The 23,529-nt window shown below is 66.5% G+C and carries 24 protein-coding genes; 6 read left to right on the forward strand and 18 right to left on the reverse strand.

Going from position 1 to position 23,529, the window contains the following annotated elements; all coding sequences use genetic code 11:
* Positions 1–139: 139 nt before the first annotated feature.
* The 6 genes from ACHFFA_RS01350 to rpsU form a co-directional block, all read right to left on the reverse strand.
* A complete protein-coding gene (locus tag ACHFFA_RS01350) occupies positions 140–925 on the reverse strand; it encodes an FkbM family methyltransferase (protein ID WP_394269043.1) in 786 nt (261 codons plus the stop codon).
* Positions 913–2,400 (reverse strand): Asp-tRNA(Asn)/Glu-tRNA(Gln) amidotransferase subunit GatA, encoded by a 1,488-nt coding sequence (gatA, locus tag ACHFFA_RS01355; RefSeq protein WP_394269044.1) that lies wholly within the window; start codon positions 2,398–2,400, stop codon positions 913–915. Before gatA ends, ACHFFA_RS01350 begins: the two co-directional genes overlap by 13 nt.
* 2 nt (positions 2,401–2,402) lie before the next feature.
* Positions 2,403–2,705, reverse strand: coding sequence for an Asp-tRNA(Asn)/Glu-tRNA(Gln) amidotransferase subunit GatC (gatC, locus tag ACHFFA_RS01360; protein WP_394269045.1), 303 nt, complete (start codon positions 2,703–2,705; stop codon positions 2,403–2,405).
* Between the two features lie 11 nt (positions 2,706–2,716).
* Positions 2,717–4,477 carry a DUF4153 domain-containing protein gene (locus ACHFFA_RS01365; RefSeq protein ID WP_394269046.1) on the reverse strand — a complete coding sequence of 587 codons (1,761 nt, stop codon included), beginning with the start codon at positions 4,475–4,477 and terminating at the stop codon, positions 2,717–2,719.
* A gap of 9 nt (positions 4,478–4,486) precedes the next feature.
* Positions 4,487–5,053: an FKBP-type peptidyl-prolyl cis-trans isomerase gene (locus ACHFFA_RS01370; protein WP_394269047.1), complete on the reverse strand. Its 567-nt coding sequence runs from the start codon at positions 5,051–5,053 to the stop codon at positions 4,487–4,489.
* A gap of 145 nt (positions 5,054–5,198) precedes the next feature.
* Entirely contained in the window at positions 5,199–5,405 is a 207-nt protein-coding gene (gene rpsU / locus ACHFFA_RS01375; protein WP_279349533.1) for a 30S ribosomal protein S21, read from the reverse strand.
* Positions 5,406–5,719: 314 nt separating this feature from the next.
* Here rpsU and ACHFFA_RS01380 point away from each other — a divergent pair, with 314 nt between their 5' ends.
* Genes ACHFFA_RS01380 through ACHFFA_RS01395 form a run of 4 tightly spaced genes read left to right on the forward strand, consistent with a single transcriptional unit; the run spans position 5,720 to position 8,424 of the window.
* Positions 5,720–6,838 (forward strand): RluA family pseudouridine synthase, encoded by a 1,119-nt coding sequence (locus ACHFFA_RS01380; protein ID WP_394269048.1) that lies wholly within the window; start codon positions 5,720–5,722, stop codon positions 6,836–6,838.
* Positions 6,839–6,842: 4 nt separating this feature from the next.
* On the forward strand, positions 6,843–7,496 hold the full coding sequence (locus ACHFFA_RS01385) for an HAD-IA family hydrolase (RefSeq protein ID WP_394269049.1): 654 nt from the start codon (positions 6,843–6,845) through the stop codon (positions 7,494–7,496).
* Positions 7,493–7,714 (forward strand): hypothetical protein, encoded by a 222-nt coding sequence (locus ACHFFA_RS01390; RefSeq protein ID WP_394269050.1) that lies wholly within the window; start codon positions 7,493–7,495, stop codon positions 7,712–7,714. Before ACHFFA_RS01385 ends, ACHFFA_RS01390 begins: the two co-directional genes overlap by 4 nt.
* The gene (locus tag ACHFFA_RS01395) at positions 7,711–8,424 is read left to right on the forward strand and encodes an ATP12 family chaperone protein (RefSeq protein WP_394269051.1); all 714 of its coding nucleotides are present in this window, start codon (positions 7,711–7,713) and stop codon (positions 8,422–8,424) included. Before ACHFFA_RS01390 ends, ACHFFA_RS01395 begins: the two co-directional genes overlap by 4 nt.
* Before the next feature lie 34 nt (positions 8,425–8,458).
* Here the strand turns inward: ACHFFA_RS01395 and ACHFFA_RS01400 are convergent, their stop codons facing one another.
* The 6 genes from ACHFFA_RS01400 to ACHFFA_RS01425 all read right to left on the reverse strand — a co-directional run bounded on the left by ACHFFA_RS01400 (position 8,459) and on the right by ACHFFA_RS01425 (position 12,921).
* Positions 8,459–8,629, reverse strand: coding sequence for a CsbD family protein (locus tag ACHFFA_RS01400; protein WP_394269052.1), 171 nt, complete (start codon positions 8,627–8,629; stop codon positions 8,459–8,461).
* Between the two features lie 78 nt (positions 8,630–8,707).
* Entirely contained in the window at positions 8,708–9,352 is a 645-nt protein-coding gene (locus ACHFFA_RS01405) for a DsbA family protein (RefSeq protein ID WP_394269053.1), read from the reverse strand.
* A gap of 4 nt (positions 9,353–9,356) precedes the next feature.
* Positions 9,357–9,941, reverse strand: coding sequence for an ABC-type transport auxiliary lipoprotein family protein (locus ACHFFA_RS01410; protein ID WP_394269054.1), 585 nt, complete (start codon positions 9,939–9,941; stop codon positions 9,357–9,359).
* Between the two features lie 11 nt (positions 9,942–9,952).
* A complete protein-coding gene (locus ACHFFA_RS01415; protein ID WP_394269055.1) occupies positions 9,953–10,903 on the reverse strand; it encodes an MlaD family protein in 951 nt (316 codons plus the stop codon).
* Positions 10,904–10,906: 3 nt separating this feature from the next.
* Positions 10,907–11,809, reverse strand: coding sequence for an ABC transporter ATP-binding protein (locus ACHFFA_RS01420; protein ID WP_394269056.1), 903 nt, complete (start codon positions 11,807–11,809; stop codon positions 10,907–10,909).
* Positions 11,809–12,921: an MlaE family lipid ABC transporter permease subunit gene (locus ACHFFA_RS01425; RefSeq protein ID WP_394269057.1), complete on the reverse strand. Its 1,113-nt coding sequence runs from the start codon at positions 12,919–12,921 to the stop codon at positions 11,809–11,811. Before ACHFFA_RS01425 ends, ACHFFA_RS01420 begins: the two co-directional genes overlap by 1 nt.
* A gap of 90 nt (positions 12,922–13,011) precedes the next feature.
* Here ACHFFA_RS01425 and ACHFFA_RS01430 point away from each other — a divergent pair, with 90 nt between their 5' ends.
* Both ACHFFA_RS01430 and ACHFFA_RS01435 read left to right on the forward strand, forming a co-directional pair.
* Positions 13,012–15,735, forward strand: coding sequence for a valine--tRNA ligase (locus ACHFFA_RS01430; RefSeq protein WP_394269058.1), 2,724 nt, complete (start codon positions 13,012–13,014; stop codon positions 15,733–15,735).
* Position 15,736: 1 nt separating this feature from the next.
* Entirely contained in the window at positions 15,737–16,471 is a 735-nt protein-coding gene (locus tag ACHFFA_RS01435) for a 7-carboxy-7-deazaguanine synthase QueE (protein ID WP_394269059.1), read from the forward strand.
* An 18-nt stretch (positions 16,472–16,489) separates the two neighbouring features.
* On the opposite strand, the gene ACHFFA_RS01440 is transcribed toward ACHFFA_RS01435, so the two are convergent.
* The 6 genes from ACHFFA_RS01440 to ACHFFA_RS01465 form a co-directional block, all read right to left on the reverse strand.
* On the reverse strand, positions 16,490–18,466 hold the full coding sequence (locus ACHFFA_RS01440) for an ATP-binding protein (RefSeq protein WP_394269060.1): 1,977 nt from the start codon (positions 18,464–18,466) through the stop codon (positions 16,490–16,492).
* A gap of 107 nt (positions 18,467–18,573) precedes the next feature.
* Entirely contained in the window at positions 18,574–19,284 is a 711-nt protein-coding gene (locus ACHFFA_RS01445) for a TIGR02186 family protein (RefSeq protein ID WP_394269065.1), read from the reverse strand.
* A gap of 47 nt (positions 19,285–19,331) precedes the next feature.
* Positions 19,332–20,237, reverse strand: a complete 906-nt coding sequence (locus ACHFFA_RS01450) for a sulfite exporter TauE/SafE family protein (RefSeq protein WP_394269061.1) — start codon at positions 20,235–20,237, stop codon at positions 19,332–19,334.
* 45 nt (positions 20,238–20,282) lie between these two features.
* The gene (locus ACHFFA_RS01455) at positions 20,283–21,338 is read right to left on the reverse strand and encodes a hypothetical protein (RefSeq protein WP_394269062.1); all 1,056 of its coding nucleotides are present in this window, start codon (positions 21,336–21,338) and stop codon (positions 20,283–20,285) included.
* Positions 21,339–21,340: 2 nt separating this feature from the next.
* Positions 21,341–21,889 carry a hypothetical protein gene (locus tag ACHFFA_RS01460; protein WP_394269063.1) on the reverse strand — a complete coding sequence of 183 codons (549 nt, stop codon included), beginning with the start codon at positions 21,887–21,889 and terminating at the stop codon, positions 21,341–21,343.
* Positions 21,890–22,928: 1,039 nt separating this feature from the next.
* On the reverse strand, positions 22,929–23,529 hold a 601-nt coding region (locus ACHFFA_RS01465), incomplete at its 5' end, for a carbonic anhydrase family protein (protein ID WP_394269064.1).

A 23,529-nucleotide genomic window follows, 5' to 3' on the forward strand; every position in this document is an offset into this window, starting at 1 on the left:
CGATCTTCCCGTAAGAATATCGACAATGATCGAACCTTGTATTCCAATATGTTACTAATGATTACATTGAACGCAACCTTTGATCGGCCTCCTGTTCCGTAACCCGCCCGCATGTCGGGCGGTTACGCAGAGCCTTGTTTTAACGGTCTTGTTCGATCGTGGACGCGCGCCTTACGTAAACGAGGTTCTCGCCCCTGATCACGAGATCGAAATCGCGCCGGCCCAGTTCGCGCTGGAACGTGCGGCTGCTGGCGCGGTCGGGGAAGAGATGGTCGTGCGGCTCGATGTAGAGGAGGGCGACCTCGTCGAGCCAGGCGGTTTCGGTGGCGAAAAGATCGTCCTCGAAACCTTCGATGTCGATCTTCACCGCGAACAGTTCGCCGTGATCGACCAAGGCAAGGCACTGCGCGATGGTCATGATCGGGCATCCTCGCGGCGATCGGCTGGTGGTGATCGCATAGGCCCCGGCAGCGGGGTCAAGTGTGACAAACCCGGGCGTACCGCCGATGGCGGCCTCCACTACCGTAATCGCGGCGTGATCGGCGCAATTGTGCCGGGCCCTAGCCGCATTGGCCGGGTCGGGCTCCACCGCGATGATCCTGGCATGCGGCCATTTGCGCGCCAGCCACAGCGCCGAGGCGCCGATATTGGCCCCCGCATCGACGATTACCGGCACCCTGCCCCGCGCACGGATCGCAGCTTCGAATGCGGTCAGGCGTTCGGCGATGGGGGGATGAACGATCGCATATTGCGTGTCGCGCCAGACCTGGCGGACGACCTCGAGGTCGCTCGTTCCGGGGCGCAGCGCAATCCGTCCGCCGCGGGTATCGATCGACCGCTTGCCCAGCGCGCCGCCGAAAAATCGCACCCCGCCGCGAAGCAGGTCCTTCGCGCCTTCGAGCGCCGCGCCTTTCAGGATTGCCACCACCTGTCGGGCTTGGCAGCGAATCCCACCCGCTGCTCGATCGCAAGGGAGGCGTTGAGGACGCTCTGCTCGTCGAACGGCCGGCCGATCACTTGCAGACCCAGCGGCAGCCCGTCGCGGTTGAGGCCGGCCGGCACGCTCATCGCTGGAAGGCCGGCGAGGCTGGCGGGCACCGCGAAGACGTCGTTCAGATACATCGTCAGCGGGTCCTCGTTCAGCGAACCGAGGGGGAAGCTGGCGGTGGGCGTGGTGGGCGCAAGGATTACGTCGCACTGCTCGAAGGCCCGGGCGAAATCCTGCGCCACCAGCGCGCGGACTTTCTGCGCCTGAGTGTAATAGGCGTCGTAGAAGCCGGCGGACAGCACATAGGTGCCGATCAGTACGCGCCGCTTCACCTCGTCGCCGAAGCCGGCTGCGCGGGTGGCGGCATACATGTCCTGCAGGCCCGCCCCTTCGGGCAGCTCGCGCAAGCCGTACCGCACGCCGTCATAGCGGGCGAGGTTGCTCGATGCTTCGGCGGGCGCGATGATGTAATAGGCCGGCAGCGCATATTTCGTGTGTGGCAGCGAGATGTCGACAATCTCGGCCCCGGCATCGCGCAACCACGCCTTGCCCTGTTCCCAGCTGGCGATGATTTCATCGTCGGTGCCGTCCTGCCGATATTCGCGGGGAATGCCGACCCGCTTGCCCTTGAGATCCGGATCGAGGCCGGCTTCCCATTCGGGCACCGGCAGGTCGAGGCTGGTGGCGTCCTTGGGATCGAAACCGGCCATCGCCTCGAGCATGATCGCGCAATCGGTGACGTCACGGGCCATCGGCCCGGCCTGATCGAGGCTGCTGGCGAAGGCGACCACGCCCCAGCGGCTGCACCGCCCGTAGGTCGGCTTGATGCCGCTGATGCCGGTGAAGGCGGCCGGCTGGCGGATCGAACCGCCGGTATCGGTCCCGGTCGCCGCCGGAGCGATGCGCGCAGCCACTGCGGCCGATGATCCGCCGGACGACCCCCCCGGGCTCATCGCGGCATTGCTGCCCGCCTTCTGCCATGGCGACGAGACGTTGCCGAAATAGCTGGTTTCGTTCGACGAACCCATCGCGAACTGATCGAGATTGAGCTTGCCCAGCATCCCGGCGCCGGCATTCCACAGGTTCTGGCTGACCGTGCTTTCGTATTCGGGAACGAAGCCTTCGAGGATGTGGCTTGCCGCAGTCGTCTGGACCCCGCGGGTCGCGAACAAATCCTTCATCCCGATCGGCACGCCGGCCATCTTGCCCAACGGTTCGCCCGCGGCCCGCCGGGCATCGATCGCGTCCGCCGCCGCGAGTGCATGATCGGGGGTGGTGACGATGAAGGCATTGAGCGCGGCTGCGGCATCGACCGCGGCATTGAACGCCTCGGCCACCTCCCGCGCGGTGAAATCGCCGGCGGCAACGCCGTCGCGGATGGCCTTGACGCCAAGTTCGGTAAGGTCGGTCATGTCTATTCGATTACCTTGGGCACGCCGAAGAAGCCGTGTTCGGCGGCAGGGGCATTGGCGAGGACCGCGTCGCGCTTGCCACCGGCGGTCAGCGGATCGGCGTCGACCACGTCGTCTCTCAGCCGCAGGTGGTTTTCGATCACCGCGGTCATCGGCTGGATGTCGCCGGTGTCCACTTCGTCCAGCTGTTCGACCCAGGCGAGGATGCCGTTCAGCTCGGGCACCATCCGGTCAAGCTCGCCCTCGTCCATCCGGATCCGGGCCAGCGCGGCGATCTTCGCGACATCTTCTCGTGTGACTGACATGGCACCGCGCGTTAGCGAGGCGGACCCCCGCCTTCAAGCGCGTTGGCAGGAGTATCGAACGGTTCGCCAACCGGCTGACCGTCGATATAGATCCGCCGCCCGGTCCATTCGCGAATTTCGACCTTTGAGTTCGGCCGCAATTCGGGCACCTGAGGGCTTGTCCGGGGCGCGGCGGGCACGGTTACGATCCCGTCTTCAGCAGGCTTGGGAGTGCTGCGTGCGGGGACGATCCAGTCCGCGACCGACTGCCCCTCGATCAGGCGGACCCAGCGGCCATCGCCCCGCGCGATGCCGGTATCGATGGCGATGCACAGCCCGGTGCAGTGCCATTCCTGCGTCCGCACCCATTGCCGGATACGACCCTCCCACAAGGGATCTTCCGACACGACGCGCAGGTTCTCCATCCGGACGGATGGCGCAATGCTTTCGGGCCCATAGCGCGATGCGGCGGTCTTTTGCGCCAGTGCCTCGGCCGCGGGGGCGGCGATCGCCTCGTCGGGAGAGCTGGCCAGCCGCGCAAGCGCGCGCCGTCCGGCCTCGCCGAAATCCCAGCGCAGGGCGGCATAATCGAACGTGTCGGGCGCGACCTTGCCGGCAGCCAGGCGGGCGATCTGGTTACGGGTCGCGATGGCACCGAAATCGAGGATCGGCAAGGCCAGCAGCAAGGCCAGCACGCTCGTGCCAACGGCGAGGTGGATGTTGGCCCGGCGCAGAATGTCCCAGCCACTCCGCCGGCGGCGGATCGCGGCGACGAAATAGGCGATACCAAAGGCGACCGCGACGATGATCGCGACCAGGCCCCAGATGCGTTCGGGGCTCAGCCCGTGCTGATGGATGCGGGTGCCCAGCGAGATGGCAGTCAGTATCGCCAGGGGAAGGATGCCGAGCGCCAGCACCAGCGCGGCATAACGCATCGCGCGCGAGGCGCTGGCGGCCTCGTCCCGGTCGCGAAGGACCGCATTGACCAGAACGAAGCTGCCCGCAGCCAGCGCCAGCAACAAAGGCGTGGCGCTGTTTGTCGCACTCCATAGCACGTCCAATCCGCTCGTCGCGACCGCCAGCAGGAATATCGTCAAGGCGACCGCCAAGGGCACCGCGATGAGGGCGAGCACCAGCAGCACGACATTCTGAAGGGTGCCGATCACCTTGAGCTGATTGCGCAGCACGCCCAGCGCCGCCCCGAAAGCGAGGCCGGAGAAGACCCAGCCGAACCAGTCCTCGCCCATGAGGTCGCGCAGCAGATCGATACGGATCGCGTGGAACAGTTCGCTCAAGAGAAGGATGACCAGCCAGGCGAGCCCGGTGAAGGCCAGCGCACCGCCGGCGGAGATCGCGTCGGTCCAGACATGGTAATGCAGCGCGGGATAGGGCGTTTCGCCGCGCAGGCGATGCCAGCCGGCCTGGAACAGCGGCAGCGCCAGCGCGCAGGACACCACGCCGCCGGCGAACCAGAAACCACCGATGTCCAGATAGGGGTCGGCGCTTGCCACACGCCAGGCGATGCCGGCCATGACCGCGCCGACGAGCGCCGCAAACACCAGCGGGCCGCGCCAGTCACTTCGATCGAGCGTGAAGGCCAGCGCCAGCGGAGCGAAAAAGGCCAGCGCGGCCAATGCCGCGCGCCACGGTTCCGACGAATTCAAGGCCTGTGGCATCGCCAGCCAGACCAGAAAGCCTGCAAGGCCCAGCAACCCGGCAAGCACCCAGGGGCGCAAGTCCCACTCGCCGTGCGATGATGGATTGGCCGCTTCGTTCACGGCGCCCGCGGCCATGCCGATCGACTAGCGCGGGGCCTCGGGTGCAGGGGCCGCTTCGGGACCGCCCTGCGCGCCCATCTGCGCCTGCAACTGCATGAAACGCTGCTGCGCTTCTTCCAGCGGCATCACGTCGATCACCTCGACCTCGAAGATAAGATCGCTGTTTGGCGGGATCGGCGATCCGGGGGGCGGGTTGGCGCCATACGCCTGATCGGCGGGGATCTCGATCCGGTAGGTGCCGCCTTCGCGGGTCTGCTTCAATCCCTCGACGAAGCCGGGAATCAGTCCGCCGCCTTCCTCCAGCGGAAAGGGCGTGCCGTCCGGGAACAAGCCCGGGGGCAGCGGGCTGGGCTGCGAGCGGTCGAACTCGGTCCCGTCTGGCAATGTGCCCACATACTTGGCGAAAACGACCTGCCCGATATCAGGCGCAGCCCCGGTGCCTTCGACCAGCGTCTCGACCTCGAGCCCGCGGGGCATCGCGGCGTAGGCGAAACCCGCCGCCGCCAGCATCGCCGCCGCCACCCCTAGCCACAGCTTGCCGAGCGAGCCCTTGCGGATCGGGCGAAGGGGGACGCGGGTAATCTCGGTCATCGACAGGTATCCTGATACGCAAAGGGCGCGGAGCAAATCCGCGCCCTCATGGCTTAGCAGCAAGGGCGAGGCAAGGCGCTTTGCCTGTGCCGCCCTCGCCTAACGTGTCGCGCACGGCCCGCTACGAACCGCCCGCGCGGCCGCCTTACTTGACGCCGTCGCGTTCCATCCGCTTGCGCTCGAGCTTGCGCGCACGGCGAACCGCAGCGGCCTTTTCACGGGCGCGCTTCTCGCTCGGCTTCTCGTAGTGGCGGCGCAGCTTCATTTCGCGATAGACGCCTTCACGCTGCAGCTTCTTCTTAAGCGCGCGGAGAGCCTGGTCGACGTTGTTATCGCGAACGGTAATCTGCATACGGTACACAACCTTACTTGACGGGCCAGAGCCCGCCATCGTGCGGGGTGCGCCTCCTTGATATCTCGATCCGGGTCGGATTACATCCGGGTTCGTCTTCACGAAACGAGCCACGCGCCGAATCCGTCACGGGTCGGCTCGCGCGGCGCGCACATACATCTGCCCATTTGCCTTGGCAAGCGTTTGCGGTGCTTCCCACTGTGCGCCATGCGCGCTAGGGCCGGGGCGATGTCGACCTGCCCCCCTGCTCCGCCTTTCGCCCTCTGCGTCGCTCCGATCGGGCAGCGGGTCGCTACGGCGCGGAGGGCCTTTGCATGACCGGCGCGGATGAAGTCCGGCAATTCGCCGTCGCGTCCGACGACGATGGCATCCGGCTCGACCGGTGGTTCAAGCGGCATCTGCCGCAGATCGGTTTTGCAACCATCAGCCGCTGGGCGCGAACCGGACAGATCAGGGTCGACGGCAAGCGCGCACGGCCCGAAGACCGCCTTCTTGCCGGGCAGCAGATTCGCGTCCCTCCGGGCGGCGACACACCCGGACGCCCGCGGCCCGCCCGGCGAGCGCTGACCGACGATCAGATCGCCGAGGCGCGCGCCATGCTGATCTTCGAAAACGAAGCGGCACTGGTGCTCAACAAGCCCCCCGGCCTCGCCACCCAGGGTGGCACCAATACGCACAGCCATGTCGACGGGCTGCTCGATGCCTTCATGGACAGCGACGAGGCACCGCGCCCGCGGCTCGTTCACCGGCTCGACAAGGATACCTCGGGCGTCCTGCTGATCGCGCGCACGCCGGGCAGCGCGGCGTTCTTCTCGCGCCGCTTTTCCGGGCGCAGCGCCAAGAAGATATACTGGGCGCTGGTCGTCGGCGTGCCCGACATTCGTCAGGGCGTGATCGAGGCGCCGCTGGCCAAGCAGCCCGGCTCGGGCGGCGAGAAGATGCATGTCGATCACGAAGGCGGCCAGCCGGCGCGGACCAAGTACCGGGTGGTCGAAAGTGCCGGCGGCAAGGTCGCCTGGCTCGAACTTCAGCCGATGACCGGGCGGACCCATCAGCTGCGCGTGCATTGCGCGGCGATGGGTCATCCAATCGTCGGCGATGGCAAGTACGGGGGCAAGGACGCCTTTCTCACCGGCAGCATCAGTCGCAAGATGCACCTTCATGCGCGGCGGCTGGTGATCGACGACCCGCAGGGCGGCAAGCTCGACGTGACGGCCCCGCTGCCGGAACATTTCGCCGCCAGCATGGCCCAGCTCGGTTTCGACGAGAAGCAGAGCGACGCCACGCCGATGCGTGACGATCCCCCGCCCAAGTCGCGCGAGGAGAAGAAGCAGCAAGCGCGCCAGCATGCCAAGCAATATCGCAAGGCCCAGCGCGCCCCGCGGCGGGCGCGTGGGGCGGCACCGGGCAAGGCCGGCAAGCCCCGGCGGTAATGCGATGACGCGGCTGGCGGTCTTCGATTGCGACGGCACCCTGGTCGACGGGCAGGCCGCCATTTGCGAGACCATGGAAGATGCCTTCGCCGCTGCCGGACTGGCCGCCCCCTCGCGTCAGCATATCCGCCGGGTCGTAGGGCTGAGTCTGCCGCAGGCGATGGCGATCCTCGCACCTGGCGCCGGGGCCGAAGGGCATGACCGGCTGGTCGGCGCCTACAAAGACAGTTTCCGCGCCCGGCGCATCGCCGGCAGGCTGGACGAGCCGCTTTACGAGGGGATCGCGGAACTGATCGTCCGTCTGGCCGATGACGGGTGGCAGCTGGGCATCGCCACCGGCAAGAGCCACCGCGGGCTGACCGCGTGCCTTGCCGGGCATGGTCTGGCCGATCGGTTCGTTACCTTGCAGACGGCCGATCACCACCCGTCGAAACCCCATCCTGCCATGCTCGAACAGGCGCTGGCCGAGGCCGGAGTGGGGGCGGAGGCGGCGGTGATGATCGGAGACACGACCTTCGACATGGCGATGGCCGGCGCCGCCGGGGTGCGGGCCATCGGCGTCGCCTGGGGCTATCACGAGGCAGACGAACTGCTGGCCGCCGGCGCCGGAAGCGTTGCCGAGACGATCGAAGAACTCGAACAGGAGATCCGCCGATGAGCGCCGATCCCGCGCAGGAGCGGCGCACGCTTCGCCGGTTCCTCATCCTTCAGGGGCTGCGGCTGGCGGGTCTGGCCATGGCCCTTGCCGGGGCGATGGCCATTGCCGGCACGCTGCCGCTCAACGAGGCGCAAGGGGCCGTGCTCTTGATCGGAGGCGCGGTCGCCTTCTTTTTCCTGCCGGTGCTGATGGCCAAGCACTGGAAGACGCGGCAATGAAGCGGTTCTACACCGACGTGACCGTCGCCAAGGTCGGCGGCAGCGGGGCGCGCAGCGGCTGGATCGTCAGCCTCGACGGCCGGCCGCTCAAGAGCCAGGGCGGGCGGCCGCAGATCGTTCCCACCGCCGCGCTGGCCGACCTGCTCGCCGCCGAGTGGCGCGATCAGGGCGAGGAGCTCGACCCCGGCGGCTTCGCCTTTCGCGACATGAGCGACTATGCCATCGACGTGGTCGATACCGATCCCGATGCATTGGTGGACAAGCTTGCAGGCTACGGCGAGACCGATACCCTGTGCTATCGCGCCGACCCCGAGGAGCCTCTGTTCCGCCGACAGCACGAGGTGTGGGAGCCCCTGCTGGCCGCGGTCGAACAGCGTGAGGGCATCGCGCTCCACCGGATCAGCGGGGTCGTTCACCGCGCACAGCCGGCGCAGGCCATCGCGAAACTGCGCCGGCGGATCGTGGCGCTCGACCCGTTCCGCCTCGTCGCGCTTGAACAGATCGTTTCGCTCAGCGCGTCGCTCGCTATCGGTATGGCGGCGCTTGAGCCGGATGCGGCCGGCGAAGATTTGTGGGTGGCTGCCAATCTGGAGGAAGACTGGCAGGCGGACCTGTGGGGCCGTGACGAGGATGCCGATGCCCGGCGCGAGCGCCGCCGCGGACATTTCCTCAAGGCGCTGCGGTTCCTTCGCGCCATCGAGGAAGGCTGAACGGGAGCAGGTGCGCCCTGCCCCCGCCGCCGGTTCAGATCTTGTCGCCCAGCGCGCCCTTGACCTTGCCCTTCAGGTTCTGCGCCTCACCCTTGCGCTCCTGCGCGTGACCTTCGGCGCGGGTTGCCGGATCGTCCGACGCCTGCTTGGCGTTGCCGCTGATCTCGTTGGCGATGCCCTTGGCCTTGTCGGTGAGTTCACCCATCGTTCGTCTCCTTCGGGAAGACATTTCCCTTACGGGTAACCGAACGGTACAGGCGGGCCTTGCGTTCCGGGTGCGCGTTCATTCGCCCTCGTCACGGGCCCGGGCGATGGCGCGGGCAAATTGCATTTCCGACAGCGCGCCGAGATAGCGGGTGCGCCCGATGACGTAAGTCGGCGTACCGCGCACGCCGAGCCGCATCGCGTCGCGCTGGTTTTCCCGAAGATGCTCGGTCGGCTCGCCCTGCTTGATACTGGCAAGGATGCGCAGCCAGTCTCCCCCCTCACGCTCGACGATCTGCCTCATCACCGCGGGTGTCAGCTTGCGGGGTTCGGTCATGAAGGCATCGTGCAATTGCGCATAGAGGCCTTGCCGCGCGCCCGCGAGCGCGATCCGGGCGGCATCCTGCGAAACCGGCCCGAACACCGGGAAATCGCGAAAAACGATGCGAACGTCACCCGCCTCGTGCGCCGCTGCCAGCATAGCCGGATGGGCCCGGCGGCAGGCGGGGCACTGGTAATCGGTGAAGACGGTCAGAACGACCGCGGCGTCGACCGGGCCGGTAGCAGGGGCGTTCGGAGCGTTCGCCAGACGGTCTGCCAGCGCCGCATCGATCGCCGTCCCCTCGACCCGTACGAAGCGCAGATAGAGCGAGGTGCCAAGCCCCAGCAGGACAGCTGCGGCCAGCGCAAGCGTCGCGCCCCGCCCCGGACGCGGCGGATTCAAGCGATCACCCGGCCCACTGCGCCACTTCGAGGGCGACCTGATTGGCCGCCTGATTGAGCGCCGGGCCGATGGCTGCCGCCTCGGGCGCGATGCCGGGAACGATGGCCTGGAACCGGCGCGTCGTCACCCCGCCGCCCTCGCCAGGCAGCACCCCGTCGAACACCAGAACGACCGACGAGGTCTGCGCATCATAGCCGAACTGGCGCAGCGTTCCGCCGAGGCGCACCGGGGCCAGCGCGCCCGGATCGTCGCCATCCACCACGACCCGGTTCGATTGGGTGCGGATGGTTTCGCCGATCAAGCGGCGCAACAGGCGCGCAGGCTTCTCGACCCAGACCGCGTCCTTCACATAGGCGATGCTGGTGGCATCGACCTGCACCGGAACGCGGGTGACATCGAGTGCGGCGGTAGTCTCGAATTCGCCGAGCACGATCGGGGTGCCTGCCGCCGACGAGGCTCCCGACCCCGCCGGCGCGGTGTTTGTGGGAGTGAGGGTCAGCAGGCTTTCAGGCGTCTCGGGTCCGAAGCTGAGACAACCGGCCAGGAGCAGGGCGGGCGCGAGCGCGGCGAAGGCACGGGCGATGGGCATGGCAGGGTGTCTCACTTCGGTTCGTAATCGGGCACGGGCTGGCTCGAAAGCAGCGCGCCGGCGCCCTGTTCGTCGATCTTTTCGGTCACGTCGCGCAGGGCCTTGCTGGTGGCCCGCAGGTCGCGCAAGGTCGCCTCGGCCGCCGGCAGCGTGCTTTCGGTCAGCTGGCGGGTGGCGGGGCGCGCTTCTTCGAGCGTGGTCTGCAGCGCGGATGCCGCCCCGCTGGCCGAATCGAGCGTTGCGCGAAGTTGCTGGGCGATCGCCTGCCCTTCGGACTTGATGATCCGATCGGTGGACGCGGTCACCTTTTCGAACTCGTTGAGCGCCTCCGATGCCTCGCGCAGGGTGATCTGCAATTCGGCCATCGTCCTCTCGACCTGGGGCGCCGCATCGGCGAAGCCCGCGGTGATCTCGTTCGTGTTGGCGAGGATACCGGCGATCTCGCCCTGGTTCTGATCGTCGAGCAGTTGGGTCAGCCGTTCAGTCAACGTCGCGAGCCGTTCGAGCAGCAGCGGGGCGTTGGAGAGGATGGCGTTGAACCCGCCATCCTGCGGCGGGATGACCGGCACTCCTTCGACGCAGGCGGTGGTTTCGCAACTGATCGGCGGGGCGCCGCTGCGTGCGCCGTCGAGCATGATGGTGGAAACGCCGGTGAAGCTGCCTTGGATCGTCGCCGTGGTGCCGACGAGGATTGGAACATCGTCGTTCACGCTGATCCGCACGCGAACGAATTGCGGATCCTTGTCCCACAGCACGATCTGCGACACCTGCCCCACCGGTACGCCCGAAAAGGCGACCTGGCTGCCGGTGTTGAGGCCGGAGACGGCCTGCTTGAAGAAGATATCGTATTCCTTCTGGTCAGCCTCGCCCAGGCGCGCCAGCCAGACGATGAACAACGCCAGCGCGGCGAGGATCGCCAGCGTGACCGCCCCCACCCACACGTGATTTGCCCGCGTTTCCATTCGTTATGCCTTATCCTTGGTGGCGGGGAAGTTGTCCAACGCTTTGACCGCGTGTGCCGCGACCGGCTGGTCCATGTGTCGCCGCAATTCGTCGAGCGCCTGCGCCGTCAGCGCCGCGCGGCCCCGCGGACCGTTGAAATATTCCTGGATCCACGGGTGGTCGAGCTGCATCAGATTGGGCACGGTATCGACCGCGATCACGCGCTTGTCGGCCAGGACCGCCACCCGGTCGCAGATCTCGTGCAGGGTGTCGAGGTCGTGGGTGATGAGAAAGACGGTGAGGCCGAGCGTCTTCTTCAGCTCCAGCGTCAGCCGGTCGAACGCCGCCGCACCGATCGGGTCGAGCCCGGCGGTAGGCTCATCGAGGAACAGCAGTTCAGGATCGAGCGCCAGTGCCCGGGCGAGGCCAGCGCGCTTCTTCATGCCCCCCGAAAGCTCGTTGGGGTATTTCTTCACCGCTTCTTCGGCGAGGCCCGAAAGGACGACCTTGTAGCGCGCGATCTCGTGACGCAGCGTGTCCCCGATTTCGGGATAGAACTGCTTGAGCGGCACTTCGACATTCTCGCCCACCGTGAGGGTGGAGAACAGCGCGCCGCCCTGGAACAAGACGCCCCAGCGGTTGCGCACGCCGCGCACGTCGTCCGGCTCGCCATCGGTAAGCGAGCGGCCCAGCACCGTGATATCGCCCGCCGCCGGCAGTTGCAGCCCGATGATCGAGCGCATCAACACCGACTTGCCCGTTCCCGAGCCGCCGACCACGCCGATGATCTCGCCCCGCCGGACCTTGAGATCGAGCCCGTCATGGACCGTCTGCTCGCCGAAGCGGTTGATCAGCCCTTCGACGACGATGGGATATTCGCCGCGGAACCGTTCGTGCTGGCCGGGCGGGGGCAGATCGTCCGCCATCAGGCCCAGCCCACCCGCGTGAAGAACACCGCGAAGAACGCATCGAGGACGATCACCGTGAAGATCCCGGTCACGACAGCCATCGTGGTCCTGAGGCCGACCTCTTCGGAATTGTTGCGCACGTTCATGCCGTGATAGCAGCCTGCCAGCGCCACGATCAGACCGAAGACCGGCGCCTTGATAAGCCCGACCCACAGATCGTAGGTCGGCACCACTTCCTGGATGCGCAGCAGGAACGACCAGAACGGGATGCCCAGCGTCAGGTCGCCGATCACCGCCCCGCCCAGGATCGACATGACGCAGGCATAAAAGCCCAGCAGCGGCATCATGATGATCGCCGCCAGCACCCGCGGAATGACCAGCGCCTCCATCGGCGAAATGCCGATGGTGCGCATCGCATCGACCTCCTCGGTCAGCTTCATCGTGCCGATCTGCGCGGCGAAGGCGCTGCCCGAACGACCCGCGACCATGATCGCGGTCATCAGGACGCCCAGTTCGCGCAAGGTGATGCGGCCGACGAGGTTGACCGTCAGCGTTTCCGCCCCGAATTGCGCCAGCTGCACCGCCCCCTGCTGGGCGATGACGATGCCGATCAGAAAGCTCATCAGGCCGACGATCGGCAAGGCCGAGACGCCGACCAGCTCCATCTGCCGCACCAGCGCAAGCCCGCGGAAGCGGCGCGGATGGCGGATGACGTTGCCGGCGGCCAGCAGCAGGGCGCCCAGGAAGCTGAGAACGCCGAGCAGCCCGCTGCGCCCGTTGTAGATCATTTCCCCGATCGAGGCCGGAACCCGGCGCGCAAGTGGCAGGCGCAGGGCGGATACCTTCTCGTCACTGGGGAAGCGGTCGATCGCGCTCACCAGCCGTGCGGCGCGCTCGCTCGCGCCGGTGATCTTGGCATCGTGAATGCCGGCCAGATTGGCTGCCACCCAGGCGCCGACCGTATCGATCTCGCTGACGCCGGACAGGTCCACCCGGGCGATCGGGCCGTTCAGCGCGCGCAGCTCACGATCCACCCTGCCGACGGTGGACACGAGCCACGGGCCGGCCAAGGTCAGGATCGCGCCCCCTTGTGCCCCCTCGTCCAGTTCGTAATGCGCGAACTCTGCCATTCGCGCGGCCTATGCGGGGAAACGCCCGCCACGGCAAGCCGCCTCGCGTCGCCCGTTGCATCGCACAATGGGCACTGGCATGGGCAATGCATGACGACCGAGCTTGCGAAAACCTTCGATCCTGCCGCAATCGAGGCGCGCTGGTATGCCCACTGGGAACAGCACGGCCTGTTCCGTCCTGCGCGCCCGGAGGCCGAACCGTTCACCATCGTCAACCCGCCGCCGAACGTCACCGGTTCGCTCCACATCGGGCACGCGCTCGACAACACCTTGCAGGATATCGTCGTGCGCTACGAACGGCTGCGCGGCAAGGATGCGCTGTGGGTGGTGGGGACCGATCACGCCGGGATCGCCACCCAGATGGTGGTCGAGCGCCAGCTCGAGGCCGCCGGCGACAAGCGCACCAATCATTCGCGCGAGGAGTTTATTGCCAAGGTCTGGGAGTGGAAGGAGGAAAGCGGCGGCACCATCACCGGCCAGTTGCGCCGCCTCGGCTGCTCGATGGACTGGAGCCGCGAGCAATTCACGATGGACCCGCATTTCACCGCGGCCGTGACCAGGGCGTTCGTCGACCTCTATGACGCGGGCCTCATCTATCGCGACAAGCGGCTGGTCAATTGGGACCCCAAGCTCAAGACCGCCATCAGCGACCTCGAGGTGGAGACCCGCGAGGTGCAGGGCGGCTTCTGGCGCCTGCGGTATCCGCTGGCGGACGGAGTCACGTTGGATGACGGACGCGACTTCATCGAGGTCGCCACCACCCGGCCCGAGACCATGCTGGCCGACATGGCAGTGGCGGTGCACCCCTCCGATGCGCGCTATGCCAGCGTGATCGGCAAGCATGTCGTCCTCCCCCTGACCGGGCGCCGGGTGCCCATCATTTCCGACGAGCACGCCGACCCCGAACTGGGCAGCGGCGCGGTGAAGATCACCCCGGGGCACGATTTCAACGATTTCGAAGTGGGCAAGCGCGCCGGGATCAAGGCCGCCGAGATGCTCAACATGCTCGATGCCAACGGCGACGTCTGCCAGACCGCCGACGGGCGGGTGCCGAAGGAATTCCTCGGCCTGCACCGCTTCCGCCGCGACGCCGTGGACGGCGCCCGCGAACTGGTCGTGGCGCGGCTCAAAAAGCTCGGCCTGCTTGTCCCCCATGTCGACAAGGACGGGGCGGAGCATGATGCGGAGCCCCGCACCATCGCCACCCCCTTCGGCGACCGCGGCGGGGTGGTGATCGAACCCTGGCTGACCGACCAGTGGTATGTCGACGCGGAGAAGCTGGCCGCCGCCCCGATCGAGGCGGTGCGCAGAGGCGCGGTCGAGATCGTGCCCAGGACCTGGGAGAAGACCTTCTTCAACTGGATGGAGAACATCCAGCCTTGGTGCGTCTCGCGGCAATTGTGGTGGGGGCACCGGATTCCGGCTTGGTATGGACCGGATGGCAAGGCCTACGTCGCAATGACAGAGGCAGATGCGCAGGCCCAGGCAGGTCCAAGCGTTGCTCTTTGCCGGGACGAGGACGTCCTCGACACCTGGTTCTCCTCCGCCCTGTGGCCCTTCGCCACCCTTGGCTGGCCCGATGCCGATGCAGGCCTGCTCGCCAAGCACTATCCCAACGACCTGCTTATCTCGGGCTTCGACATCCTGTTCTTCTGGGATGCGCGGATGATGATGATGGGACGACACCTCACCGGCGAGAATCCGTGGAAGCGGCTTTATCTGCACGGCCTTGTCCGGGCGGCGGATGGCGCCAAGATGTCGAAATCCAAGGGCAACGTGGTCGATCCACTCGGCCTGATCGACCGTTACGGCGCCGATGCCTTGCGCTTCTTCATGGCGGCGATGGAGAGCCAGGGGCGCGACATCAAGATGGACGAGAAGCGGGTCGAGGGATACCGCAACTTCGCCACAAAGCTGTGGAACGCAGCGCGCTTCTGCCAGGCCAACGGCATCGGCGCGAGCGACACCATCGCCGCCCCGCCCGCGCGCCTCGCTGCCAACCAGTGGATCATCGGCGAGGTGCAACAGACCGTCGACGCGCTCGACAAGGCGCTGGCCGACCTGCGCTTCGATGCGGCGGCCAACGCGATCTATCACTTCGTCTGGGACCGTTTCTGCGACTGGTACCTGGAACTGATCAAGCCCGTCCTTCAGGGCGAGGTCGACAATCCGGCCGCCAGCGAAACCCGCGCCGTCGCGGGCTGGGCACTCGATCAGATCCTCGTCATGCTGCACCCCTTCATGCCCTTCGTCACCGAAGAGCTGTGGCACGCGCAGGGCGGCCGGGCGGACTATCCGCTGATCACCGCGAAATGGCCGGAACCGCAGGCCGATGTCAGCGCCGATGCAGTCGCCGCGATCGACTGGGTTATCGCGCTCACCACCGCCACCCGCGCCGCCCGCAACGAATTGGGCATCGCGCCGGGCGTCAAGCTGGCGGCATGGATCGAAGCGCCCTCGCCGGTCGCCGCCGGGGTACTCGAACGGGCGAGCGCAGCGGTCGAGAGGCTCGCGCGTCTCGCGCCCGTCCATGTCGGCGCCGCGCCCCCCGGTCCGGCGATGCAGATCGGTGCGGGGAGCGATGCGGTGATCGTCCCGCTCGAAGGGGTGATCGACATCGCCACCGAGAAGGCTCGGCTGGCCAAGGCGATGGACGCGAGCGCCAAGGAGCACGGCGCGCTCGGCAAGCGGCTGGCCAACCCCGCCTTCGTCGAACGGGCCAACCCCGAGGCGGTGGAAAAGGCCCGCGCCGATCACGCGCACCACTCGTCCGAGATCGCCCGGCTGGAGGCGGCGCTGGCGCGGCTGGGTTGACGTGCCCCTAGTCCTCGCCACCGATGACACAGGGGGGCCGGAAATCTTCGCCTCGCTACAGGGCGAGGGGCCGAGCGCCGGGATGCCGGTCGCTTTCATGCGGCTGTCGCGCTGCAACCTCGCCTGCGTATGGTGCGATACCGCATACACCTGGCATTTCGAGGGCGACAACCGCCCTCACCGCGATGGGGTGACATACGAGCGGCGCGCCAACCAGGTGACGCTGGACGAAGCCGAGGTGGCGCAGCGCATCGCCGCGCTCGGCCAGGGGCGGCTGGTGGTGACCGGGGGCGAGCCCTTGTTGCAGGCGCCCTCACTGGCGCGGATGCTGGCCTTGCTGCCCGATATCACCGTGGAGATCGAGACCAACGGCACCACCGCCGCGCCGCCCTCGCTGGACCGGCGCATCGCGCAGTTCAACGTCAGCCCCAAATTGTCGCACAGTGGCAATCCGGCGGATCTCGCACTGCTGCCGGAACGGTTGGACGCCTATGCCGCCGACCCGCGCGCGTGGTTCAAGTTCGTCATCGCCGCGCCTGAGGACGTTGCCAAAGTGCGCGAATTGCAGCAGCACCATGCCGTCCCGGCCGAGCGCATCTTCCTGATGCCCGAGGGGACCGACAGCGCCACCCTGCGCACCCGCGAGCAGTGGCTGGCCCCCCTATGCCTCGAACACGGCTATCGCATGAGCGACCGGCTGCACATTCACCTCTACGGGGATACGCGCGGCACCTGACCAGTCGGCGGCTGCGGCTCAGCCCTGGCTGCGCCAGCGCTGGACCGTGCGTTCGACAACATCTTCCTCGCCGCCCGACTGGTTCCACATCTCGATAAAGCTCGGGTCCTCGGACGCCGGGCGCTTGATTTCCTCGAGATTGTCGAACGACACGCGGATGGGAATGGCGACGCCCTCGCCGCAGATGATGCATTCGCGGTTGCGCAGCGCGGGGATGGCATCGAGGAAGCCGCGCGCCCCTTCGGGCATCGCGGCGCGGACGAAATCCTGGTCCCGGTCATTGTTGAGGCGCATCGAGATGATCGTGCCGCACTGCGACAGCACGCCTTCGGCAAGATCCGAAGGACGCTGCGTGATCAGGCCGAGGCTGATGCCGTACTTGCGCCCTTCCTTGGCGATCCGCGAAAGGATGGTGCCGACCGAATTGCCTTCGGCGTTCTTCTCGCTCGGCACATATCGATGCGCCTCTTCGCATACGAGAAGGATGGGGGTGGTCTTCTCCTCGCGGCCCCAGATCGCAAAATCGAAGACCAGCCGGCTGAGCACCGCGACGACGGTCGAGGTAATGTCGGAAGGCACGCCCGAGACATCGATGATCGAGATCGGCTTGCCGTTGGCCGGCATGCGGAAGACCTTGGAGATGAAGTCCTTCATCGTATCGGCCACCAGCATGCCGGAGAACATGAACTGGTAGCGCGGATCGCTCTTCAGTTCCTCCAGCTTGGTGGCGATACGCATGTAGGGCGCCGAATTGGTCGCCTTGTCGAGCGTGCCCATCGCATCCTTGATCGCGTTCGACAGGTCGGACAGCAGGTAGGGGATGGGCGAATCCACCGTGATCTTGCCCATCTTCTCGGCCAGCCGGCTTTTCTGGCGCGACTTCAGCAGGCACTTGGCCAGAATATCGGCATCCACCTGGCGGTCGTTGCCGTTGCTGGTGAGCAGCACTTCGCAATGCTCTTCGAAGTTCATCAGCCAGTAGGGCATCTGCAGGTTCGAGACGTCGAGGATGACGCCGGTCTGCTTGAACGCCGCGGCATATTCGCCATGCGGATCGATCATGACGATGTGGCCTTCGGGCGCCGCTTCGCAGATCCGGTGAAGGATCAGCGCCGCGCTGGTCGACTTGCCGGTCCCGGTCGATCCCAGCAGCGCGAAATGCTTGCCCAGCATAGCGTCGACATAGAGGCCGGCGCGGATGTCCTTGGTGGGATAGACCTTGCCGATGGTGATGGCGCTGCGTCCACCACTCGCGTAGACCTGCTTCAGATCCTGCGTGCTGGCCGGATAGACCAGCGCGCCGGGCACCGGATAGCGGGTGACGCCGCGCCGGAATCCATGCAGCCGGCCGGTGACGCGTTCCTCGGTGCCTTCCCCCAGGAAGTCGATATTGGCGAGGATCGAGCCCGCCTTGCGGTCCTGCCGCTGGTTGCGGACGCTGGCGATCAGCCAGGCGTTGCCGACGCGGATCTTGATCTGGCTGCCGACCTGCCCGGCCATCGCGACGGCGGGATCGGCATCGTCGGCGCATTCGGTCAACCGCTGGAGATCGACTGCGATCATCGAGCCCGACCCGGCGATCTCGAGCACCACGCCGATCGGCAGCGAGGCGTTCTCGCTGACGGATTGAGGGGCAGGTTCCGGCACGACCTCCACCGGCGGTTCGGACGGAGCGGGGGACTGGCGCGGCGGCGCCTCGCCCGATACCGCCGCCGGCGCGGACGGCGCGGCGGGCAGGGGCGCGGTACAAGGCTGCGACGTTTCGTAAGCGCCGGCTTCAGCGGCATCCGGAACGGGCATTGCCGAGGGGGGCGTTGCCGAGGGGGGCGTTGCCGAGAGGGGCGTCTGATCGACCGGCTCCGCTTCGGGCTCCGGCTGAGATTCCGCCCGGCGGATGCGGTCGCGCAGGGTGCTGCTGCGGCCCTGCGGCGGCTCTGCCCCCTCTTCGCGGGACGGGTCGAAGGTACGCAATGTGCGGCTGGTCATGTCGTTCATGGTGACGGCCCTGTCCTTGGCTTCGCGCAGCGCGCTCTACCTGCGTCAGATGGCAGCGGGCGGTTAAGAACGGGTCAACGCGCGCGCCGAACGCGGCGCCGGCAGCATCACAGGCGGGCGAACAGCCGTCCTGCGCCCCAGCCCATCCCGACCGACAGCAGCACCGCCACCAGCCCGTAGGCAAGCCCGTAATTGCGCGCGCTGTCTTCGACGAAGCGCTCGAAGCCGACCTTGCGCACCTCGACCTCGGTCGTGGCCGAGGCGACGACGCGGCCGCGCGACACGGCAAAGGTTTCGGCCGTGTAGGTTCCGGTCGTGACGTTGGAAGGAAGTGCGATGCGGGCCTGGTACAACACCCCCTCGACGATCCGCACCCCGCCGAAATCCTGCTTGTAGAGACCCTGCCGCCGTTTGAGATCGACGAGCCCTGCGGCAAATCGCGACAGCGCCTCGGGGTCGATCGAGCCACTTGGCGACAGCTGGATGTAGCGGGTGCCGAACTCGAAGATCGCGGCGGTCTTTTCATCCACGATGGTATCGATCGGCGCGGACGAGGCGACCGCGAAGAAACTAGGGACCGAACGGAAATCGCTGCTTTCGGCGTTGATCCAGACCCCGGCGAAGCGCTCCTTTTCGCGCAGGCGGACGGGTTCGCTGGGCCCTTTCAGCACCACCACGATGGCATAGTCGCGCGCCGCCTGCCCGGCAGGATCGAGGACCGCCCCGAACAGCAGCAGTTCGGTCCCGGTGAAGCCCTGGCGCACCTGCACCTCGTGTTGCGAGATTTCCGGCACCAGGACCGGATCGCGCTGACCCATCAGGGCGAACGCCGCCAGCAGTACCAGCCAGGGGCGGACCGAACGGGTCACAGCGGCGCCAGCGTGTAAATTTCGTCCGGACGGTAGAACAGCCCCAGGAACATGCGAAAGGCGATGACCAGCACGATGGCAGCAAGGATCAGCCGCAGATATTCGGGTTTCGCCCGCACCGCCCATTGCGAACCGATCTGCGCGCCGGAAACCGACCCCAGCAGCAGCAGCGCGACCAGCACGATATCGACCGCGCGCGTCGTAAGCGAATGCATCATGGTGGTGGCAATGGTGACGAACAGGATATTGAACAGGCTCGTCCCCACCACGACGTTCGCGCTCATGCCGAGGATGTACAGCATCGCCGGCACCAGAATGAAGCCGCCGCCGACCCCCATCAGCATGGTGAGGATGCCCACCACCACGCCCACGATCAGGGGCGCCAGCGGCGAGATGTACAGGCCCGAGCGGTAGAAGCGGTACCGGAACGGAAGGCTGGCGACCAGCGGGTGATGCCGCCTTCGGGCCACCACGCGCGTGCCGCCGCCGCGCAGGGTCTGGATCGCCTCGCGCGCCATCAGCATGCCGATCGATCCCAGCAGCACCACATACAAGGCGTTGATGACGACATCGATCTGTCCGATGGCACGAAAGAACCGGAACAGCAGCGAGCCGATACCCGCGCCGATGATCCCGCCTGCGGTCATCACCGCGCCCATCCGGTAATCGACCCCGCCCCGCTTGCCGTGCGCGAAAACTCCCGAAACGCTCGCCCCGGTGACCTGGGTGGAGGCCGAGGCCGCGGCGACCGTCGGCGGGATGCCGTAGAAGATCAGCAGCGGGGTCGTCAGGAACCCGCCGCCGACGCCGAACAGGCCCGAAAGGATGCCGGTCAGCGCGCCAAGCGTGACGATCCACAGACCGTTCACCGAAAGATTGGCGATGGGCAGGTAGACGTCCATCGCCCTGCCCTATCCGAGGGGGGGCGGGGAATGAAGTGGCTTCACCTAAAATCCGGTCGACAGCGTCAGCGTCGCACCTCCGGCAGGGGCAGCGTTGCCGGCGACCCGCACGCGGTAGTCCGCCGTCAGCCGTACCGCGGCGCCGGCGAGCGGCACATCGAGGCTGAGCGAAGGGCCGAGGTCGAGCCGGGCCGTACCTTCCTGTGCCCCGCCCCACACCCCGGCCCCGGCACGCACGGTCGCCGGTCCGGCGCTGGCGAGCGGGCGGTCGGCCACAGCCATCCCGTCAGCAAAGGCGCTAGCGTCCCGCCCGCCGACATAGCCCGCCTGGCCATAGGCGCTGAGGTCGAAGGCCGCAGGAAGCGCGACATCGCCGACACTGGCGGTGACGAAGGCGCTCGGGCGTACTTCGATGTCGCCGACGTGTTCGGTGAGGCGGGCTTCGGCATGGACGGCAAGCGGCAAGGCGGGCAGCGGCCGTGCGCGCAGGCCAACCGCGCCTTCGCTTTCCCCGCCGGCGATCAGCGCCTTGCTCAGACGGGCGTAGACTTCGGGGCGGCGGGACGAAGCCGGCGCGAGCGCGTAGGCCACCACCGCCCCCGCCTGGCTCGCTCCGTAAAGCGGGACGCGCCCGCTCGCGGCGGTTCGCGATCCCTCGCGCAGGAACAGCCAGGCATCCACCCGCAACCGTGAAGGCCGCGCGGCGGCCGTAAGGTAAGGCGGGGCGGCATCGCGGCGAGCCATCGCCTCGCCCGCGGTCGCCGGGACCGGCGGAAGGCTGTACCCGGCAAAGCCTTCGAACATCGCCAACCCCGACGGCGCCGAGGCGGGGCGACCCGGGTGGCCAGCGATCGCATTCCGGCGCAAGCCGGCGCCGTGCGGTGCCGCGGCGGGCGGCAGCAAGCGAACCGTGCTCGGGATGACTGACGGAACCTGTAGCGGCGCGGCGTCCGCCAGTACTGCGACCGGTCTGGCGACGTCGGCAATCATCTCGGCCGGCCACGGGCTTTCCCACAGGGCGGCACGGGCCAGGGTCCAGCTCCCCAGCAAAAGACAGAGACAGACCAGCGGCCGCCCCCGCGCATGCCAGTGCCCGGGCATCGTCAGGCTGCCTTGGCGCGCGGCGGGGCGGCGGGATGGGCGCGATGCTCGGTCTTGTCCCACACCACGGGCTGGCCCCGCAGTGCGGCAAGATAGGCTGCCACCGCCCGCCGTCCGCTCATGATGGCGATGATGTTCGAGACCACCACCCGGGGGACCGCCATCGCTCCCTCGCGCCAGCCGAATTCGCGTCCGGTAAAGATTGCGCGCAAGAGGCACCGCCACGCGAGCCCGGCGAGATTGAACGCCAGCAGCACCTTCAGCACGGGCGTGAGCGGCAGGGGCCGCACCAGCTCGAAATGGGCCAGCGCGTGCAGCGCTGCGGTCGATGCGATCAGGACATAGGCCAGCGCCAGCAGGACGGCAGCGAATGGCCCCTTACGATCGCGCAGCATCATCCAGCGCGACAGCCCCCCGCCATGCCAACCCAGCCGGTCCCAGCCTTGCAAGGCGATGCCATGGGTCCAGCGCGTCTTCTGGCGCACCGACGCGGCAAGCCTGTCGGGGAAATACGCGCGGGTGGCGATCAGCCGCCCGCTGCGGGTGCGCATCCTGATGAACCGGGTCTTCCCGCCCAGCGCGGTGATCTTGTGCCCCAGCTCGTATTATGTGTAGTTCGATCTTATGCTGACAACATTCTCCAAAGTTTGCAATTACAATATGTTACAGCTGATAGTGTCGACATAATCTCGGCGAGACCTCGCGCGAAGCTGGAGTGCTTCTGCAATTCGCGATGCCGTTCATTCAATATTCTTGCTCGTCAGCATAAACGCCGAACTTCACGTATTAGGTGGCTCCTCTGAACCGGGACGAAGCCGCGGGGAGCAAACTTTGAATGCTTTCGGCTGCCACTTGCCGTTAAATTCCAGCAACCTGAACGGCGCTCCTGTTTCCTGATCGCCAAAATTGAGCTGCCTGCCTTCGCGGTAAGGTTGAAAGTAGAAGTAGCTCGCGCGAAATTCTTGGACGCCATTCTGCACTAGCGTCTGTACGATAGCATCCATCGCATCGAGAAGTTCGTGCGGTTGATAGCCTCCGTGTAATCTTACGCGCACTTGTCCTGCACCTTAACCTGGTCCTCAAGCCGGGCCTTGGTAACATCCGCGACTGAGTCCGAACGCGCTGCCGTCTTTAGGCAGGGCCTTGGACATACACGACAGCGACCCGGCCAGTTGCACTGACCAAGCCTCAGTCGTCAGATGGAGTTACCAAGCTCCAAGCCGCCATTTTCGCGACACTGCATTCACTATCGCACCGATGATTCCGAAAGTCATCTGCATTGCTTTTTTTTGGCTCGGTTTCTGCACGAAGAAGCGTGAGATGGTGAGCGTCCGATCACGGCCGTGGCGTGCGATGGCCACTTTTGAGATCGCGACGCCCCCTCTCTCATGACTGCTGATAAGGTAGGACCCGTCGTGCAGGAGCCTGACCTTGGGCGTCAGCTTCGCGCCCCATCTCGGTCACTCGGTGACCTGATCGTCACGCCCGAAAGCGGACGTGTATTCGAAGCGTTCTGGTCGGGCAGAGTTGCGCGACAGTCGGGAAAGCGTTTGCTAGGACATCGCTCGACACCGATTGCCCTTTGCCGTGTCATGAGCGGAACAGAACCTCGCCGGTCTCCATATCATAGACTGCGCCGGTTATCGCGATGTCGCCATCTTGTTCCATAGCCAGAAGAACTTCGCTGTTTTTCCGGATGTACTCCACGGTCAGATCGACGTTATGTTCGACAACCGATTGAACCAGCATGGCATTTTCGCTGCTGCGGTTCAGGTCGCCCGCGTCTTTCAACGCACGCTCGACGGCAGGTTCGATTTTCTCGAAGAGACTAGGCAGATGGCCCAGCTCTACCTGGTCGATAGCACCTTTTACGGCGCCACAAAGGCCGTGGCCCAAAACGAGGACAAGCTTCGCACCCGCGGCCTTACATGCGAATTCCATGCTGGCGATGATGTCGGTATTGGCGAAATTTCCGGCCACTCGAGCGACGAACAAATCGCCGATGCCGCAGTCAAACACATCTTCAACTGGAATACGGGAATCCAGACATGAAAGGATGACGGCTTTGGGGAATTGGCCGCTTGCCGCCTTGCGCACCTGTTCGGTGTGGTCGCGGAGAGTCACTTCTCCTGCAACGAAACGACGATTGCCTTCCCTGAGACGATCGAGAACAGCTTGCGGCGTCAAGTTC

Origin of the sequence: Qipengyuania sp. (assembly GCF_043423005.1) — a bacterium.
In the GTDB taxonomy this organism is placed as follows: domain Bacteria; phylum Pseudomonadota; class Alphaproteobacteria; order Sphingomonadales; family Sphingomonadaceae; genus Qipengyuania.

Coding starts and splice junctions, on each gene's coding strand:
- gatA (WP_394269044.1), bottom strand. CDS start 2,400: ATGACCGACCTTACCGAACTTGGCGTCAAGGCCATCCGCGACGGCGTT.
- gatC (WP_394269045.1), bottom strand. CDS start 2,705: ATGTCAGTCACACGAGAAGATGTCGCGAAGATCGCCGCGCTGGCCCGG.
- ACHFFA_RS01365 (WP_394269046.1), bottom strand. CDS start 4,477: ATGGCCGCGGGCGCCGTGAACGAAGCGGCCAATCCATCATCGCACGGC.
- ACHFFA_RS01370 (WP_394269047.1), bottom strand. CDS start 5,053: ATGACCGAGATTACCCGCGTCCCCCTTCGCCCGATCCGCAAGGGCTCG.
- rpsU (WP_279349533.1), bottom strand. CDS start 5,405: ATGCAGATTACCGTTCGCGATAACAACGTCGACCAGGCTCTCCGCGCG.
- ACHFFA_RS01380 (WP_394269048.1), top strand. CDS start 5,720: ATGACCGGCGCGGATGAAGTCCGGCAATTCGCCGTCGCGTCCGACGAC.
- ACHFFA_RS01385 (WP_394269049.1), top strand. CDS start 6,843: ATGACGCGGCTGGCGGTCTTCGATTGCGACGGCACCCTGGTCGACGGG.
- ACHFFA_RS01390 (WP_394269050.1), top strand. CDS start 7,493: ATGAGCGCCGATCCCGCGCAGGAGCGGCGCACGCTTCGCCGGTTCCTC.
- ACHFFA_RS01395 (WP_394269051.1), top strand. CDS start 7,711: ATGAAGCGGTTCTACACCGACGTGACCGTCGCCAAGGTCGGCGGCAGC.
- ACHFFA_RS01400 (WP_394269052.1), bottom strand. CDS start 8,629: ATGGGTGAACTCACCGACAAGGCCAAGGGCATCGCCAACGAGATCAGC.
- ACHFFA_RS01410 (WP_394269054.1), bottom strand. CDS start 9,941: ATGCCCATCGCCCGTGCCTTCGCCGCGCTCGCGCCCGCCCTGCTCCTG.
- ACHFFA_RS01415 (WP_394269055.1), bottom strand. CDS start 10,903: ATGGAAACGCGGGCAAATCACGTGTGGGTGGGGGCGGTCACGCTGGCG.
- ACHFFA_RS01420 (WP_394269056.1), bottom strand. CDS start 11,809: ATGGCGGACGATCTGCCCCCGCCCGGCCAGCACGAACGGTTCCGCGGC.
- ACHFFA_RS01425 (WP_394269057.1), bottom strand. CDS start 12,921: ATGGCAGAGTTCGCGCATTACGAACTGGACGAGGGGGCACAAGGGGGC.
- ACHFFA_RS01430 (WP_394269058.1), top strand. CDS start 13,012: ATGACGACCGAGCTTGCGAAAACCTTCGATCCTGCCGCAATCGAGGCG.
- ACHFFA_RS01440 (WP_394269060.1), bottom strand. CDS start 18,466: ATGAACGACATGACCAGCCGCACATTGCGTACCTTCGACCCGTCCCGC.
- ACHFFA_RS01445 (WP_394269065.1), bottom strand. CDS start 19,284: ATGGGTCAGCGCGATCCGGTCCTGGTGCCGGAAATCTCGCAACACGAG.
- ACHFFA_RS01450 (WP_394269061.1), bottom strand. CDS start 20,237: ATGGACGTCTACCTGCCCATCGCCAATCTTTCGGTGAACGGTCTGTGG.
- ACHFFA_RS01455 (WP_394269062.1), bottom strand. CDS start 21,338: ATGCCCGGGCACTGGCATGCGCGGGGGCGGCCGCTGGTCTGTCTCTGT.
- ACHFFA_RS01460 (WP_394269063.1), bottom strand. CDS start 21,889: ATGCGCACCCGCAGCGGGCGGCTGATCGCCACCCGCGCGTATTTCCCC.